The following is a 16,425-nucleotide window of genomic DNA, read 5'->3' as shown; positions in this document are numbered from 1 at the left end:
CTCATGAACCCCGACGGGGAGGCCTGGGGAATCGCCGTGATCCGTCGCCGCGACATCGTCGTCCGCGTCCTGAGCGTGCTGTTGGCGCTCGTGCCGGGCCTTGGCCTGGGCGCGCGGGCCGCCGAGGCCGATCCCGCATTCGTGGCCAGCGGCAGCTACGTCGGCGACGGCAGCGGCGGACAGACCATCGGCGGTCTGGGCTTCGAGCCGGTGTTCGTGATCGTGAAGAGCGGGGAGATGTCCGCCGCGGTCTGCCGCAGCGCGACGCTGCCCGACGGCCGCTCCAAGCGGCTGGCCGGCGCGTCCTCGCTGCTGACCGACCGCATCCTCGGCTTCGATGCCGACGGCTTCAGCGTCGGCGGGAGCGCCGAGGTCAACGCCGCGGGCGTCACCTTCACCTGGATCGCGGTGAGCGCGGGCGACGAGATCGCCCTCGGCAGCTACACCGGCCTCGGTCTGGCGGCGCAGACCATCACCGGTGTGGGATTCGCGCCCGAGCTGGTGCTGGTGATGGGCGAGGGCTCCACGCGCGTGTGGCATCGCGGCCAGTCCATGAACGACGGCTCGAGCCTGCCCTTCGCGGACGTGGGGTCCAGCACGAGCTGCATCACGGCGCTGGTCGCGGACGGCTTCAAGGTCGGCACGTCGACCGAGGTGAACGCGCTCTTCGGCAGCTATCACTACGTCGCCTTCAAGGCCGAGCCGGGGCGGGTGGCCTCGGGCCGCTACTGGGGCGACGGTCTGGACAATCGCAACGTGCCGCTCGGCGGCTTCCAGCCCGACTACGTCTGGGTGAAGTCCGGCGGCGTGACCGCGGGCGCGCACCGGCCCAGCGCGCTGCAGGGCGACCTGACCCTGCAGTTCTCGCCGCTCGCCTCCTTCCCCAACGGCATCCAGGCGCTCACCGCGGACGGCGTGACGCTGGGGACGAGCGCGAACGTCAACCAGAACGCGCAGGCCTTCTACTGGCTGGCGCTGCGCGGCGCGGATCACGCCGAGCTGGCGCTCGACTTGAGCGCCGACACGGCCACGCCCGGGCAGGGGCAGGAGGTCACGCTCAGCCTGCGCGTGCGCAACGACGGCCCGCGCACCGCGCGCGGCGTGGCGCTGAACTGCGCGCTGCCGGCCGAGCTGCTGCTGCAGCAGGCCTCGGCGGGGCAGGGCGACTACGATCCCGTCACCGGTGACTGGACCCTGGGCGCGCTACCCGCGGGGCAGTCGGTGACGCTCAAGCTCGTCTGCCTCGTCGCGGAGGGCACGGCGGGCAGTGCGATCACCGTGGACGGCGCCATCGTCGCGAACGAGTTGCTGGATCTGCACCCCGCCGATGACAGCGCCACCCTGCAGCTCGACATCCCCGGCGCCGACCTGGTGCTGGGCATGGCGGCCTCGCCGCCGGTCATCGCCGAGGGCGACAGCACCGCCCTGGAGCTCGTGGCGCAGAACCTCGGCCCCAACGGGGCCACGGGGGTCCAGATCTCCCTGCACGTCTCGGCGGGTCTCAACCTGCTGAGTGTCAGCGGACCGGGCGCCTACAATCCGGTCAGCGGCCTGTGGTCGCCGGGCCCCATCGCCGCGGGGGAGGCTGTGACGCTGCGCGTGCTCGTCGCCGCGCAGCCCGGCACCGAGGGCGAGCTCATTCCCGTGGACGCGGCGCTGCTGACCTCCACGCCGGGCGACCCTACGCCCGAGGACGACGTCGCGAGCGCGACGGTCACCGTCACCGCGCTGCAGATCACGACGCTGGAAGCGATGGGCGACACCTGGCTCGAGGAGGGTCACCCCACCGACACCCACGGTGACGAAGGCGACACCAAGGTCAAGCACAAGACTGGCGACGACCGCTTCTCCCTGTTCGGCTTCGACCTGTCGTCCTTCCCCGCCGGCAGCCAGGTGCAGTCCGCGCAGCTGCAGCTCACGGTCCGCAGCGCCGACGCCTCCGGCGATCCGGTGCTGATCCATCGGGTGACTTCCCCCTGGGACGAGGCCACGGCCACCTGGAACAGCCATGGCAGCGCCTTCGACCCAGCGGTGGTCGCCACCCTGCTGCCGGCGCTGCCGCACGCCTATCAGGTGGACGTCACCTCCCTGGTCCGCGACTGGGTGGACGGCGTGCAGCCCAACCACGGGTTCCTGCTCGAGGCGACCTCCTACGACGACGAGTCCCGCTACTACTCCAGGGAGGAGAGCAACGCCCCCCGGCGCCCCAAGCTCATCGTCACCACCACCGGCAGCGCCGACCTCGGGGTGAGCCTGAACGTCGACGACCCCGCGCCCGACGCGGGGCAGCGCGTCCAGCTCACCGCGACGGTGGAGAACGCCGGTCCCCAGGACGCCGCCGCGCTGCTGCTGCGCGCGGCGCTGCCGGCCGGCCTCGACTTCGTGTCCGCCACGCCGGACCGCGGCAGCTACTCGTCCGCCACCGGGCTCTGGACCCTGGGCGGCCTGCCCGTGGGCGAGAGCGTCACGCTGCGGATCGAGGCCGACGTGGCCGCGGACGCCGCGGGCGCGACCCTGGTGGACAGCCTGAGCGTGGCCAACCTGGCCCAGGCGGATCCGGTGGCCGCGAACGACGTCGCGACGGTCACGCTGCAGGTCACGTCGTCCGACCTGGCGCTCACGATGCGCGCGGACACGCTGCACCCGCTGCCGGGCGGGACCGTCAACTACCGGCTCGTGCTGCGCAACCTGGGGCCGAGCGACGGCAGCGGGATCGTCGTGGGCGACTCGCTGGACACGGGGCTCACGCTCAGCGGCGCGACGCCCAGCCAGGGGAGCTTCGTCGTGGTAGGGGGCCGCTGGCTGGTGGGCGCCGTGGCCGCGGGCGACAGCGCGACGCTGGACATCAGCGCAACCGTGCCCGCGGGCGCTGGCGGCGCGCCGCTCACGCACCGCGCCTGGCGCGTGGCCGCCGACCAGGGCGACCCCGTGGCCGTCAACGACAGCTGCAGCGTCACCGTGAGCGCCGTGGCCGCGGATCTCGCGCTCGAGCTCGCCGTGGACGACCCCGCCCCCGACCCCGGGGGCGCCCTGCAGTTCACGCTGCGGGTCACCAACAACGGCCCCAACGACGCCACGGGCGCGCAGCTGCTGCTTCCGCTGCCGGCGGAACTCGTCTACCAGGCGGACACGCCCGAGCAGGGCGCCTACGACAGCGGCACCGGCCTCTGGACCCTGGGCGACCTCGCCGCCGGCGACGCCCGCGCGCTGCTGCTGGACGCCACGGTGGACCCGGGCGCCAGCGGCGAGCTCGCGGTGGACGCCTGGGTGGACGCCGCCTCGCCGCCCGACCCGGTGACCGCCAACGACAGCGCGCGCGTGCTCCTCGCGGTGGCCGGCGCCGACCTCGCGCTGCGCAAGTCCGTGGACCTGCCCGCCGGCGATCCGGGCGACCCCTTCGTCTTCAGCGTGGTGCTGGAGAATCTCGGTCCCAACGACGCCACCGGCGTCAGCGTGCGCGACTCGCTGCCCCCCGGCCTCAGCGTGACGAACGCCTCGCCCCAGCAGGGCGACTACGACCCGGCGACCGGGGTGTGGACGCTGGGCGACCTCGCCGCCGGCGACAGCCTCGTGCTCGAGCTGGCGACCGTGCTGGGCGCCGGGCACGCGGGCCAGACGCTGATCAATCGCGCCTGGGTGGCGGCCAGCGACCAGCCCGACCCCGGGGGCGCGGCCGACGCGGACAGCGCGGCGATCGCCGTCCGCTCCGCCAATCTCGCGCTGGCCATGTCCGCCGCGCCCACGGACCTCGAGGTGGGGGCGCTGAGCTACGTGTCGCTCACCCTCGCGAACTCGGGTCCCCAGACGGCCGAGGACGCGTCGGTGCTGGTCACGCTGCCCGCCGGGCTCACGGTGGAGGCCCAGAGCACGGGCCAGGGCGCCTTCGCCGTGGACTCCGGGATCTGGAGCCTGGGCGATCTCGGCGCGGGCAGCGCCGCCGTGCTCAATCTCGACCTGCGCGTCGAGCCCGAGGCCGCGGGACAGCTGCTGGCGCTGAGCGGCCTGGCCCAGGCCCACACCGACGATCCCGCGCCGGCCAACAACAGCGCCGGCGTGGAACTGGTCGTGGCCGGCGACTACCTGCCCCGCCTGCGGGTGACCGTCCTCGAACAGAGCGTGCAGACGCTGTTCCCGGGAGCCACGCGCCCGAGCGTGCTGGCCCTGCGCATCGTGAACGAGAGCCAGGAGCTGCAGACCCTCGACGGACTCACGCTCCACAACCGCGCCACCGGGCTCGGCAGCGCCGGCCAGCTGGACTCCATCTGGACCCCGCTCGGGCTGGAGACGCTGCGCAGTCCCGCCGAGATCAGCGAGGTGATCGAGCGCGCGGACGTGGTCTTCGTCGGCGGCGTCGCGCAGTTCGACGCGCTGGGGCTCGCCCTTGATCCCGGCGACTCGCTGCGCGTGGACGTCCGCGCCGGCGCCTCGCTCACCGCGCGCGACGGCGACCGCCTCGACCTGCGCCTCGAGACGGCCGCGGACCTCGGCTTCGCCGCGCCCTGTTCGCTGCTCGCGACCTGGCCGCTGGATCCCGCGGGCAGCTTCCTGGTGGACGGCATGTCCGCCGCGCAGATCCGGCTCGACGCGCCCGTCGCGCCCGACTCGGCCGCGCTCATGACCGGCGCCACCGACGCGCTGGTGATGCGCCTGCGCGTGCCGGCCAACGGCTACCTGCCCGACGTGCTGCAGAAGGTGAACGTCGTGAACGGCGGCAGCGCGCAGCCGGGCGGGGACATCACCGCGCTGCGCCTCTGGCGCGACGACGGCGACGGCGACTTCGACACCGAGACCGACCAGCCCCTCGGCGAGCTGGTGAGCACGCAGGCGCGCTGGGAGCTCTACGGCCTCAGCGAGCCGGTGCCGGTGGGCGGGCTGCAGCTCTTCGTCAGCGCCGATCTGAATCTGCTCGCCACCGAGGGCGCGACGGTGGCGCTGGGCCTGCCGGCCGACCCCACCGACACGGCCCTCGGCATGAGCAGCAGCAACGACGGCCCCGTGGACCGCGCCGTGCCCGCGCCGCTGACGCAGGTGATCACGGCGGACAACCGCCTGACCGTGTCCAGCATCGAGCTGCCCGAGCGCAGCGCGGCGCCGGGCGCCCGGAACGCGCCCGTCCTGCGCCTGCTGCTGGGCAACAGCTTCGGCGAGCCGAAGCTGCTGGAGAGCCTGGAGCTCGAGTCCAGCGCCAGCGGCGCCGGCACGCCCGCCCAGCTCGCCCAGGGGCTCGACTACCTGCGGCTCTGGGCGGACGCAAACGGCGACGGCCTGCCGGACGCCGGCGCGCAACCCCTCGACGGCGCGGCGATGGGCGCGGACGGCGTCGTGGACTTCACGGGCTTCGGCTTCACCGTGCCGGCCGAGAGCCAGGTGCAGCTGCTGGTGACGGCGGACGTCTCCCTGCTGGACGCCGCCGACGGCGACCTGCAGGCCGTGGAGGTCGCCGGCGTGGAGGCGCTCGCCTTCGCCGACGGCACCGCGCCCGCGGCCATCTTCCCCCTGGGCTCGGGCGGCGCGCTGCGCGTGGACGGCATGGTGGCCGCCCAGCTCGGCAACCTCGGCGCGCCCGTGGCCACGGTGGGCCCGGGTGAGGGGCCCGTGCTCGGCCTGGCCTTCACGCTGCCGGCCAACGGCTACCTGCCGGACGCGCTGCAGCACGTCACCGTGGCCAACCTCGGCGGCGACGCCGACGGCGACGCGCTCCCGACCCTCACGCTCTGGAGCGACGGCGGCAACGATGCCTGGGACGCCGGCGACGCCGGTGGCGACGACGTCGAGCTCGGCGCGCTGGCCTGGCTGGGGGACAGCTGGCAGAGCGCCCTGTCGTCGATCCCGGTGCCGGAGGGCGGCCTGCGGCTCTACGTGAGCTTCACGGTGGCGTCGTCGCTGGCGGACTCGTCCACCGTGCAGCTGGGCGTGCCCCAGGACGGCCTGATCATGGCCTCCGACAACGACGGCCCGCGGGACGCGCCGCTGGTCAACGCCGAGTCGCAGCTGCTCAGCCCCGCCACTCTGCTCAGCAGCCTCAGCATCAGTCCGGTCGCGAGCATCGTGGGCCAGGACGTGAACGTGGTCATGGTGCTGCGCAACCAGGGCGGCGAACGCATGTCCGGGATCGCGCCCTCGCCGCTCGCCGCCAGCGGCGACGGGCAGCTCACGCTGATCGCCGGCCCCACGCCGCCGAGTCTCGATCTGGAGGCCGGCGCCGACAGCAGCGTGCAGTGGACCTATCGCGCCGCCGCCCCCGGGGGCGTGCTGCTCGCGGGCAGCGCGTCGGGCACCGGCGACGAGAGCGGCCTCACCCATCTGTCGCTCACCAGCCACTCCAACGCGCACACGGTCTTCGTCGCCACGGACAGCCTGAGCCTGCATCCGGTGCCGAGCCTGCCGTTCTTCGTCAACCGCGGGCAGGATGGCGTGGTGCCGCTGCACCTCACCTTCAGCAACGGCGGCGGCGCGGAGGCGTCGGCGGTGAACCTGCGCGGCTTCTCCCTCGAGCTGGAGGCCACCGGTGGCGGCGGCATCGTGCCGGCGGAGCTCTTCGACGGCGTGCGGGTGAAGGAGGGCGGCGACGTCTACCTGGTCAAGACGGCCGCCGAGATCGAGACCGCCGGCTCCACGCTGTCGCTGCCCTTGGATCCGGTGGTGAGCGTCGCGCCGGGCGCGCCGGTGACGCTGGACCTCGAGGTCGACGTCGCCCCGGGCACCGTGGTGCCGGGCTTCAGCGTCAAGATCACGGGCGCGAGCGTCTTCGACGCGGTGGACGCCACCAGCGGCGCGCCGGTGTCGGTGGCGCTCGAATCCGGCAGCTATCCGGTCAGCGCCGGCCCCGCGCAGGTGAGCGCTCCGGCCGAGACCCTGCTGGTGAGCGCGGCGCCGGACAGCCTGCGCCCCGCGGGGCAGGGCCAGCCGGCCGTGCTCCTGGGCGTGCTGACCCTCGACAACGACGGCATCCCCGACATCACCGCCGACGCCCGCCTCCTCGCCTTTGGCCTCGGCTTCGCGGACAGCAGCGGCGTGAACGCGATCGCGCCCGGCGCCGTGCTGACGCGTCTGCGCGTGGTGGACGGCCTGGGCGTCACGCACGCGGAGCGCGGCCTCGACGCGGGTGACACGGCCCCGCTCGCCCTGGTCTGCTCGCCGCTCCTCGCCGTGGCCAGCGGCACGCCGCAGACCCTGCTGCTGCTGGGCGACATCGCGCCCGACGCGCCGCTGGGGATCCTGCGCGCGCGTCTCGAGCCGCCGTCCAGCATGGTCGTGCACGACGCGATCAGCGGCGGCCCGGTCACGCCGGCCTACGCGGCGCCCACGCTCCTCGGCCATCGCGTGCGCGTGGAGGCGGCCGCCGGCATGCTGCTGGCGCGCCGGGTCGCGGCGGCGCCCGACAGCGTGAGCCTCGGCGCCACGGCCGTGCCGGTGCTCGGCCTGCGGCTGCGCCATCCCGGCGGCCCCGAGAGCGCCGCGCTGCGCAGCCACGGCTGCGCCATCCGCTTCTGGGACGCGTCCCGCGACTCCCTGCCCCCGGGCGACCTCCTCTCCGCCCTGCGCGCGCAGTGGAACGGCCAGCCGCTGCCGCTGCCCGAGCTGCCCGCGAGCGGCGGTTCGGTCTGGCTGCCCCTGGGCGACGCGGTGCTCGCGCCCGGCGACTCGGCCACGCTCGACATCGCCATCGATCTGGACCCCGCGGCCGCGGGCGGCTTCCTCGAGCTGGCCATCGACGGCCCCGGCTGGCAGGCCGTGGACGAGAACACGTCCGCCCCCGTCGCGCTGGGCCCCGAGATCGGGCAGAGCTTCCCGCTGGTCTCCGGGCTGATCTGGCTGGAGGCGCCGCCGCGCGAGCTGAGCGTGGGCATCGAGAGCCGGATGCCCGCCGTGCTCGCGGCCGACGGCCTCGAGCTGGCCTGCGCCAGCTTCACCCTGTCCAATCCCGCGGCGGCCGGCGACGGCGCCGTGCCCCTGGCCGGCCTGGTCCTCTGCGCCGAGGACGGCCGAGGCGTCGCACTGCCCGTGGGCGCCGCGCTGCGCCGCGCGCGCCTCTACCTGGACGACACGCTCTGGGCCGAGAGCGCCGTCCTCACGGCCGATTCGCTCGGGGCCTGGGTCGGCGCGGCCACGCCGCTGCCGGTGGAGCCGCAGCAGGCGCGCGTCCTGGAGCTGCGCGTGGAGCTGCAGGAGGACTTCGCCGGCCCCAGCCTGCGCCTGGGCCTGCGCGACGGGGACGTCCACGTGGTCCAGCCCGCCAACCCGCTGCTGGCCATCGCCACGCGCGCGGCGTCGGGGCAGAGCTTCCCGCTCTGGACGGCGACCGGCAACCTGAGCCCGCGCAGCCTGGCCGACAGCTACAGCAACTTCCCCAACCCCTTCGCGGCCGGCCGCACGTCCACCCGCTTCACCTACTACCTCGACCGCCCCGCGCACGTGACGCTGCGGCTGTGGACGGGGCGGGGCGAGGCCGTCTTCACGGTGATCGACGACACCGCGCGCGCCGCGGGCCTGCACCAGGACGAGCGCTGGGACGGCCTGAACGGGGCCGGCAACGCGGTGCAGAGCGGCGTCTACCTGGCCGAGCTGCGCGTGGACTACGACGACGGGGGGAGCGAGCGCATCCTCCGCAAGGTGGCGGTGCTGCGATGAGGGCGCTCCGCGCATGGGTGCTGCTGACGGCGCTCTCGGCGGCGTGCTCCGCGCGCGCCGCGGAGGACGCGGGCAGCCAGTCGATCTTCGCCTACGGGGCCGGCGCCCGCGCGCTGGGCATGGGCGGCGCGGCCTGCGCCACGGAGGAGGGCGCCACGCTGCTCTTCTGGAACCCCGGTGCGCTGGGCCGGCTGCAGCGCCGGGAGCTGAGCCTGGGCCACACGAGCCTCTACGGCCTCGGCTTCAACGAGGAGTTCGCGGCCGTGGCCTGGCCCGACTACCGCTGGGGCGTGGTGGCCGTGGGCCTGCGCCACTACGGCGTGGGCGGGATCGAAGGCCGCGACGACCGCAACCTGCTCCTCGACGAGGATCTCACCGATCTCGAGCAGCAGCTCAGCCTCGCCTACTCGCGCGCCTTCGGGGACGCCTGGAGCCTGGGCGCGAACCTCAAGCTGCGACGCCAGTCGCTGGCCGGCTACTCCGGCGGCGCGCTGGGCCTGGATCTCGGCGCGCTCGTCGCGCCCGCGGCCGCGCTGGGCTGGCAGCGGGCCGAGCGGCTGCGCCTGGGCCTGGCCCTGCGCAACGCCATCCAGCCCACGCTGCGCCTGGACAGCGAGAGCGTCCGCGATCCGGGCGTGCTGCGCCTGGGTCTGGCCTATGGACGTCCGCTGGCCGGGCTCGACGTGGACGGCGCCCTCGACCTCGAGGTCGCCGGTCAGCGCAGCGCGCAGCTGCACGCGGGGCTCGAGCTGCGCTACGGCGTGCTCGCCCTGCGCGGCGGCTACGGCTACGGCCGCCTGCACGCGGGGGCCGAGCTGCGCTGGCGCGACCTGGGCGTGGACTACGTCTTCGAGGACAACGCGCTGGAGGCGGTGCATCGCGTCGGCGTGAGCTTCCGCTTCGGTGCGGGCGTCGACGAGCACCGCCAGGCCGCGGCCCAGGCCCGCGACGACGCGCTGCAGGCGCAGCTGGACAGCGCCTTCGCCGAGCGGCAGCGCGCCCAGGTGGAGGACCTCCTCGCCGCCGCCACGGTCGCCCGCGAGGAGGGCCGCGCGGACGACGCGCTGTCCTCCCTGGCCACGCTGCTCGCGCTCGCCCCCGGCGAGGCGCGGGCCACGGCGCTGGCGGCGCGGGTGCACTGCGATCTCGCCGAGGCGCAGGAGGCCGACGGCGACTTCACCGCGGCCGGCCTGTCCTACCGCCGCGCGCTGGTCTTCATGCCCGACCACCCGCTCATGCTCGAGGGACTGGCGCGCTGCCAGGCCGAGAGCGACCGTCGCGCGAAGCGCAGCGCGGCCCTGCGCGAGCGCTTCGACCGCGGTCTCGACGCCTTCGGCGCCGACCGCCTGCTGGAGGCCCGCGGGGAGTTCCGCGCGATCCTCGCCCAGCAGCCCGACGACGCCGAGGCGCGCGCCATGCTGGAGCGCACGGACGTCGCCATCGCCCACAGCGTGGACGCCACGCTGGAGCAGGCGGGCCGTCTGCTCGACCGCGGTCTGCTGGACGAGTGCGACGCCGCCCTCGACGAGGCCGCCGGCCTGGCCGCGGACGATCCGCGCATCGGCGCCCTGCGTGGCCGCGCGCTGACGCAGCGCCGTGCGCTGGCCCAGCGGAAGGCGGAGTCGGAGCGCGTGGCGGCCGCGCGAGCGTCCGCGAAGGCGGCTCCCGCCGCGCCGACGCGTCCGGCGCTCAGCGCCAGGGAAAAGGCCGAGCTGGGGGACCTCTATCAGCACGGCATGGCCGCCGCCCAGGCGGGCCGCGGCGACGAGGCCCTGCGCTACTGGGAGCTGATCTGGAGCAAGGACCCGGACTACCAGCAGGTGGCCGAGCATCTGAAGCGCGAGTACCTGGTGCGCGGCATGGAGACCTTCGCCGCCGGCCGCCTCGAGGAGGCCGCGGCGCTCTGGGAGAAGGCGCTGGCCGTGGATCCCACCGACGAGCGCGCGCAGGGCTACCTGGCGCGGGCGCGCGAGCAGCTCGCGCGGACGCAGGAGATCTTCAAGCGATAGCCCGTGAGGGCAGAAGGGGGGGTGACATGAGCAAGCCATCGCGCCGGCGGCGTATCGTCGGCCTTCGGCCCATCGTCACCATGCTGGCGGCGGGACTCACCGCGGCGGGAGTGCTCGCCCTGGGTGTCTTCTCGGAGCGGCAGAGCCGCGAGCAGCTGGGCGCGGAGCTGGAGACGCGGCTGCTGCTGACCGCGCGCAACCTGGCCATGATGAGCTCGGGCGCGCTGCTCAGCGACTACCCGGAGCTCACGCTGCACCCGCTGATCAAGGAGATGCAGCGCGAGCAGCCGAGCCTGGTGCTGGTGGAGGTGATCGACCACGACGGCGTCATCCAGGGCCACTCGGACGCGCGGCAGCTCGGCCAGGCCTATCAGCCGCCCGAGGCGGTGGAGGCCGGCGCCGGCCTCAGCCTGCGCGACGGGGAGATCCTCGGCACGGGGCCGACCTTGATCCTGGCCCAGGCGCCGGTGCTGCATCCCAGCGGCGAGCCCATCGGGCGCGCGGTGGTGGCCATGGAGCGCAGCTACGTCGCCCAGCTGCTGGCCGCGGCGCGCGTGCAGCAGCTGGTGGTGATCGGCGCGATCCTGGGCGTGTCGCTGCTGGCGATCCTGCTGGTCATGTCGCACCTGCTGCGGCCGGTGAAGCCGCTGCGCGAGGGGCTGGAGCGCATCGGTGACGGCGATCTGGACACGAGCCTGCCCGTCACCGGGCGCACGGAGTTCAGCCTGCTGGCCGAGACCGTCAACGAGATGGCCACGCGCCTGCGCGTGGCGCAGGCGGACATGGTGGAGAAGGAGCGCCTGTCCCACGAGCTGGAGCTGGCGCGGGAGATCCAGACCAGCCTCCTGCCCCACGGCGACGTCCACGCCGGCCCCTTCCTGCTGGCGGGCAAGCACCGCGCGGCGGCCGAGGTGGGCGGCGACTACTACGACTTCCTCACCCTGCCGGATGGCCGCGTGGCCGTGGCCATCGCCGACGTCTCGGGCAAGGGGCTGGCGGGCTGCCTGATCATGTCCATGCTGTCGGCGCTCTGGCGCTCGCACGCGCCGCGCTACGACTCGCCGCGCGAGCTGCTCCTGGCGCTGGACGAACAGCTCTCGCCGACGCTCAAGACCGGGCAGTTCGTCACCATGTTCTACGGACTGCTGGATCCGGCCACGGGACGGCTGCGCTTCGCCTCGGCGGCCCACAGCCCGCTGGCCCTGCGCCGCGCCAACGGTGAGATCGAGTGGCGCGTGACGCAGGCGATTCCCCTCGGGGCGGTGTCCACGCGCGCGCTGGCCTCGACCCTGGTGGAGGACGAGGTGGAGCTCGCGCCGGGCGACCTGCTGCTGCAGTACACCGACGGCGTGAACGAGGCCTTCAACGCCGCGGGCGAGCAGTTCGGGCTCACGCGCATCGAGCGCTGCCTGAAGCGGCGCGGCGAGGCGGGCGGTGCGGCGGTGCTCGCCGCCCTGCACGAGGGCGTGCAGGAGTGGTCGGGCGAGGGCGCCCCCAGCGACGACGAGACCCTGCTGGCCATCGCCTTCGAGGGCGCCACCGTCTCGAAGGACCCGGGCGCGAGGTGGCTGGCGCGCGCGCGGCGCGCGGGGCGTCACCTGGAGCTGCCGGCGGATCTGAGCGCGCTGTCGGTGCTGAGCGACTGGCTGGACCACTGCGATGCGATCGCCGGCCTCGACGCGGAGAGCCGGGCGCTGGTGGAGACGGCGGTCTACGAGGCCGCCGCCAACGTGGCAGAGCACGCCTACGGGCTCGACACGCGGCGACACTACGATCTGTGGTGGGTGGCGCCGAGCGCCTGCGCGATGGCCGAGGGCCAGGGGCTCGCGGGGGGTTTCTTCCTGCTGCGCGACGACGGCCACAGCTTCGAGCCGGCCGCGCGCCCGGCCAGCGACTTCAGCCAGCCCGAGGTCCGCGGCCGCGGCCGCGGGATCGGGCTGGACATCATCCGCGGCGTCACGCGCCGCTTCGAGTACTTCCCGAAGACCGCGGAGGGCAACCTCACCGTGTTGTCCTTTGCCGACGCCGAAGTTCCGACACCCGAGGAGAGCATCCATGCATGACGAGTTCACGTTGAAGGAGACCTTGCGCGAGGGGAACGTGGCGGCCCTGGCGGCCACCGGCCGTCTCGACGGCGCCGCGGCCGGCGACCTGCGCCACGCCTGCACCGCGCTGCGCCAGGCGGGCCACAAGCACCTGGCCCTGGACCTGAGCGGCGTGACCTTCGTGGCGTCCAGCGGCGTCGGCGCGCTGCTCGCGCTCACCGAGGAGTTCGGCGCCGAGGGCGGCTTCTACCTGGCGCCGGCGTCGAAGGCCGTGCTCTCGGTGATCCGCCTGCTGAACCTGGAGCAGTTCCTGGCGATCTACGAGTCGCAGGAGGCGGCGCTCAGCGTCGTGAAGTAAGGTCGCTCGCGGGCGTTCTGCCTCGCTTCACACGGGCGCTCGCGGACCCTTGGTCTCGCTTCACACTGCGTGAGGCGCTCGACCCAAGGGTCCGCTCGCTGGCGGGGCAGAGGCGGAGTCTGGTTTCGGGCTCAGGGATCGGCTATACTCGCGCGCGGCCCGTGTCCACGATCACGAGGCGCCGCCGGGGATGCCCCCGCGGCCGCGCGGAGGGGAGTCCGAGGGTGCGCATCCCGCCGGTCATCGGCCTGCTCTTGCTGTCGACCGCCCTGGCCGGGCCGGCGCGCGCCTTCCACGACGGCGGCGTCGGGATCTGCGAGGTCTGTCACGTGCTCCACGGCGAGGGGGGCGAGGCGCCGGGCGGCGTGTCCGGCCTGCTCCGCTACGCCTCGGCCACCGATCTCTGCCTGGCCTGCCACGCCACCGCCAACGGCGCCGTGATGGGCGCCGACCCGCGGAACCCACCCCCCGAACTGGGCGGCGGCAACTTCGCCTTCCTCGCGGCGATCAACCTGAACGATGCGGCGGACGGCGCCGTTCACCCCATCGGCGGCGAGCACGCGGGGCACAGCATCGTGTCGCTGGACCTCGGCCTCGATCCCGATCCGGACTATCCCGTCGCCCCCGGGGGCAGCTATCCCTCCAGCGCCCTGGGCTGCACGAGCTGCCACGACCCGCACGGCGGCGCGACCTTCCGCTTCCTGCGCGGCGCGGGGCAGACCGACGCCGCCGGCTACACCTTCCTCTTCGACGCGCCAGCGGGCGAGGGACTGCCGCTCTCCGGCGGCCCCGAGAGCCCCACGGCGCACACGGCCTACCGCGCCGGCTGGTCCGCCTGGTGCGCCAACTGCCACGGCTTCTACCACGAGGAGGGGACGGCCGGCTTCGGCCATCCCGTGGACCGGGTGCTGAGCGGGGAACCCCGCCGCAGCTACAACAGCTACGACGGGCCGGACGCGCCGGGCGAGGGCGACGTGAACAGCGCCTACCTGCCGGAGGTGCCGCTGGAGCAGGCCGAGACGACCGTGGACGGCACCGGCGGCGCCGCCAAGGACAGCCGCCTGACCTGCCTCGGCTGTCACCGCGCGCACGCGAGCAGCGGGCCGGCGTCCACGCGCTGGGATCCCAACGTGGAGTTCCTGGACCATGACGGCCGCGTCTCGGGCTCCTACGCGCTGCCCAATCCCTACGCGCACCCCGACCAGAAGGCGCTCTGCGTGAAGTGTCACTACCGGGAGTCGACGGTGCACGGCCAGGGGGCGGCCTGCATGAGCTGTCACCGGAATCTCGGCTAAAAGAAGCCCAGCTCCAGCCGCGCGCTCTCGGACATCATGGACGTCGTCCACTGCGGCTCCCAGGTGAGCTCCACGCGCGCGGCGGCGATGCCGTCCACGGCGGCGGCCTTGCGCTCCACCTCGCCGGGCAGGCTGCCGGCCACGGGGCAGGCGGGCGAGGTGAGGGTCATCACGATGTCCACCTCTCGGTCCTCCGTGACCTCGACCCTGTAGACCAGGCCCAGCTCCCAGATGTTCACGGGGATCTCCGGGTCGAAGACCGTGCGCAGGGCTTCGATGACCTGGGCCTTCAGGGCGTCCAGCTCGGCGACGCTGGGCTTCGCTTCCTCGCTCATGGCGTCTCCACTTCGGTGCTCACCGGCTTCGCGCCGGCGTCGTCGAGGGCGGCCTCGAGCGTGCGCCAGGCCAGGCTCGCGCACTTCACGCGCACGGGGAACTCGCGCACGCCCGCGAAGACGGCCAGCTTGCCCAGCGCCTCGGGGTCGGGCGCCGCGTTCTCGTCGGTGACCATGGCCAGGAACTCGTGCAGCAGCGCGCGGGCTTCGTCCACCGTGCGGCCGCGCAGCGCGTCCGTGAGCAACGAGGACGAGGCCGTGAAGATCGCGCAGCCCGCGCCTTCGAAGGCGGCGTCGGCGACGCGGTCGCCGTCCAGCTTGAGGTAGAGCGTCAGCGTGTCGCCGCAGAGGGGGTTGAAGCCCTCGGCGCGGCGGCAGTCGGCGTGGGCGTCGCAGCCCTCGATGCGCCGCCGGTTCCGCGGGTGGCGCCCGTGGTCGAGGATGATCTCCTGGTAGAGGTCGCGCAGGTCGCTCATGACTGGAAGATCTCCTTCACGCGGCGCAGGCCGGCGGCCAGCGCGTCCAGGTCCGCCGTCGTGTTGTAGAGGCCGAGCGAGGCCCGCGTGGTCGCCGGCACGCAGTAGCGCTCCATCACCGGCTGCGCGCAGTGGTGACCGGCGCGCACGCAGATGCCCTCGCCGTCCAGGATGGTGCCGATGTCGTGCGGATGCACGCCCTCGATCACGAAGGAGAACACGCCCACCTTCTCCGGCGCGGTGCCGATGAGGCGGAGGCCGTCGATCCCGGCCAGCAGGCGCGTGCCGTAGGCCAGCAGCTCCTGCTCGTGGGCCTGGATCGCGTCGAAGCCGATGCTCTCGAGGTAGTAGATCGCCGCGCCCAGGCCGATCGCGCCGGCGATGTCGGGCGTGCCCGCCTCGAAGCGTCCGGGCGGCGGGGCGAAGGTGGTCTTCTCGAAGGTGACCGAGCGGATCATGTCGCCGCCGCCCTGGTAGGGCGGGAGCGATTCCAGCAGCTCGCCCTTGCCGTAGAGGATGCCGATCCCCGTGGGGCCGTAGAGCTTGTGGCCGCTGAAGACATAGAAGTCGCAGTCCAGGTCCTGCACGTCCACGGGCAGGTGCGGCACCGCCTGGGCACCGTCCACCACCACCGGCGCGCCGTGCTCGTGGGCCAGCGCGACCATCCGCTTCACGGGGTTGATCGTGCCCAGCGCGTTGGAGACGTGCCCGAGGGCCACGAGCTTGGTCTTCGGGCCGAGCAGGGCGGCGTAGGCGTCCAGGTCGACGCGGCCTGCGTCGTCGATGGGCGCCACCTTCAGCGTCGCGCCCACGGATTCGCAGAGCATCTGCCAGGGCACGATGTTCGAGTGGTGCTCGAGCTGGGTCAGCAGCACCTCGTCGCCCGCGCCCACGCGCTGGCGACCCAGTGTCTGCGCGAGGAGGTTGATCCCCTCCGTCGTGCCGCGCACGAAGACGATCTCCCGCGTCTCGGCCGCGCCCAGGAAGCGCCGCACCTTCTCGCGGGCGCCCTCGTAGATGCGCGTCGCCTCCTCGCTCAGCCGATACACCCCGCGGTGGATGTTCGCGTAGCCCTCGGCGTAGAAGCGGTGCAGCGTGTCCAGCACCACCTGGGGCTTCTGGGCGCTGGCCGCGCTGTCCAGGTAGACGAGATCGTGCCCCCGCACCCTGTGCTTGAAGATGGGGAAGTCCGCGCGCAGGCCGCCGTCCAGCAGCGCGCCCGCGCGGGCGCCGGCGGGACGGGACCTGGTCGCGGAGGCGGCCGGCGCGCCGGGGA

8 protein-coding genes are annotated in these 16,425 nt (G+C 74.1%); 5 read left to right on the top strand and 3 right to left on the bottom strand.

Going from position 1 to position 16,425, the window contains the following annotated elements; translation table 11 throughout:
* The first annotated feature begins 3 nt into the window (after positions 1 to 3).
* The 5 genes from H6693_08870 to H6693_08850 all read left to right on the top strand — a co-directional run bounded on the left by H6693_08870 (position 4) and on the right by H6693_08850 (position 14,338).
* A complete protein-coding gene (locus H6693_08870; GenBank protein ID MCB9516296.1) occupies positions 4 to 8,631 on the top strand; it encodes a DUF11 domain-containing protein in 8,628 nt (2,875 codons plus the stop codon).
* Positions 8,628 to 10,640 carry a hypothetical protein gene (locus H6693_08865; protein ID MCB9516295.1) on the top strand — a complete coding sequence of 671 codons (2,013 nt, stop codon included), beginning with the start codon at positions 8,628 to 8,630 and terminating at the stop codon, positions 10,638 to 10,640. Before H6693_08870 ends, H6693_08865 begins: the two co-directional genes overlap by 4 nt.
* Before the next feature lie 26 nt (positions 10,641 to 10,666).
* A complete protein-coding gene (locus H6693_08860) occupies positions 10,667 to 12,703 on the top strand; it encodes a SpoIIE family protein phosphatase (GenBank protein MCB9516294.1) in 2,037 nt (678 codons plus the stop codon).
* Positions 12,696 to 13,043 (top strand): STAS domain-containing protein, encoded by a 348-nt coding sequence (locus H6693_08855; GenBank protein MCB9516293.1) that lies wholly within the window; start codon positions 12,696 to 12,698, stop codon positions 13,041 to 13,043. The genes H6693_08860 and H6693_08855 overlap by 8 nt, the downstream gene beginning before the upstream one ends.
* A 224-nt stretch (positions 13,044 to 13,267) precedes the next feature.
* Entirely contained in the window at positions 13,268 to 14,338 is a 1,071-nt protein-coding gene (locus tag H6693_08850; protein MCB9516292.1) for a hypothetical protein, read from the top strand.
* On the opposite strand, the gene H6693_08845 is transcribed toward H6693_08850, so the two are convergent.
* From H6693_08845 to H6693_08835, 3 genes are read right to left on the bottom strand one after another with little or no spacing between them, the layout of a single operon-like run.
* Complete coding sequence (locus H6693_08845) at positions 14,335 to 14,673, bottom strand: SUF system Fe-S cluster assembly protein (GenBank protein MCB9516291.1); 339 nt, start codon at positions 14,671 to 14,673, stop codon at positions 14,335 to 14,337. The genes H6693_08850 and H6693_08845 overlap by 4 nt on opposite strands.
* On the bottom strand, positions 14,670 to 15,149 hold the full coding sequence (locus H6693_08840; protein ID MCB9516290.1) for an SUF system NifU family Fe-S cluster assembly protein: 480 nt from the start codon (positions 15,147 to 15,149) through the stop codon (positions 14,670 to 14,672). The genes H6693_08845 and H6693_08840 overlap by 4 nt, the downstream gene beginning before the upstream one ends.
* Positions 15,146 to 16,363, bottom strand: a complete 1,218-nt coding sequence (locus H6693_08835) for a cysteine desulfurase (GenBank protein MCB9516289.1) — start codon at positions 16,361 to 16,363, stop codon at positions 15,146 to 15,148. Before H6693_08835 ends, H6693_08840 begins: the two co-directional genes overlap by 4 nt.
* Between the last annotated feature and the right edge of the window lie 62 nt (positions 16,364 to 16,425).

The organism is Candidatus Latescibacterota bacterium, from assembly GCA_020633725.1.
Lineage (GTDB): Bacteria > Krumholzibacteriota > Krumholzibacteriia > JACNKJ01 > JACNKJ01 > VGXI01.
The sequence above is the reverse complement of the archived record's forward strand: the minus strand, read 5'-3'. Positions and strand labels throughout refer to the sequence as shown.

Bases quoted from the DNA above. Each gene is read 5' to 3' on its own strand.
- H6693_08870 (MCB9516296.1), top strand. From the start codon at position 4: ATGAACCCCGACGGGGAGGCCTGGGGAATCGCCGTGATCCGTCGCCGC.
- H6693_08865 (MCB9516295.1), top strand. From the start codon at position 8,628: ATGAGGGCGCTCCGCGCATGGGTGCTGCTGACGGCGCTCTCGGCGGCG.
- H6693_08860 (MCB9516294.1), top strand. From the start codon at position 10,667: ATGAGCAAGCCATCGCGCCGGCGGCGTATCGTCGGCCTTCGGCCCATC.
- H6693_08855 (MCB9516293.1), top strand. From the start codon at position 12,696: ATGCATGACGAGTTCACGTTGAAGGAGACCTTGCGCGAGGGGAACGTG.
- H6693_08845 (MCB9516291.1), bottom strand. From the start codon at position 14,673: ATGAGCGAGGAAGCGAAGCCCAGCGTCGCCGAGCTGGACGCCCTGAAG.
- H6693_08840 (MCB9516290.1), bottom strand. From the start codon at position 15,149: ATGAGCGACCTGCGCGACCTCTACCAGGAGATCATCCTCGACCACGGG.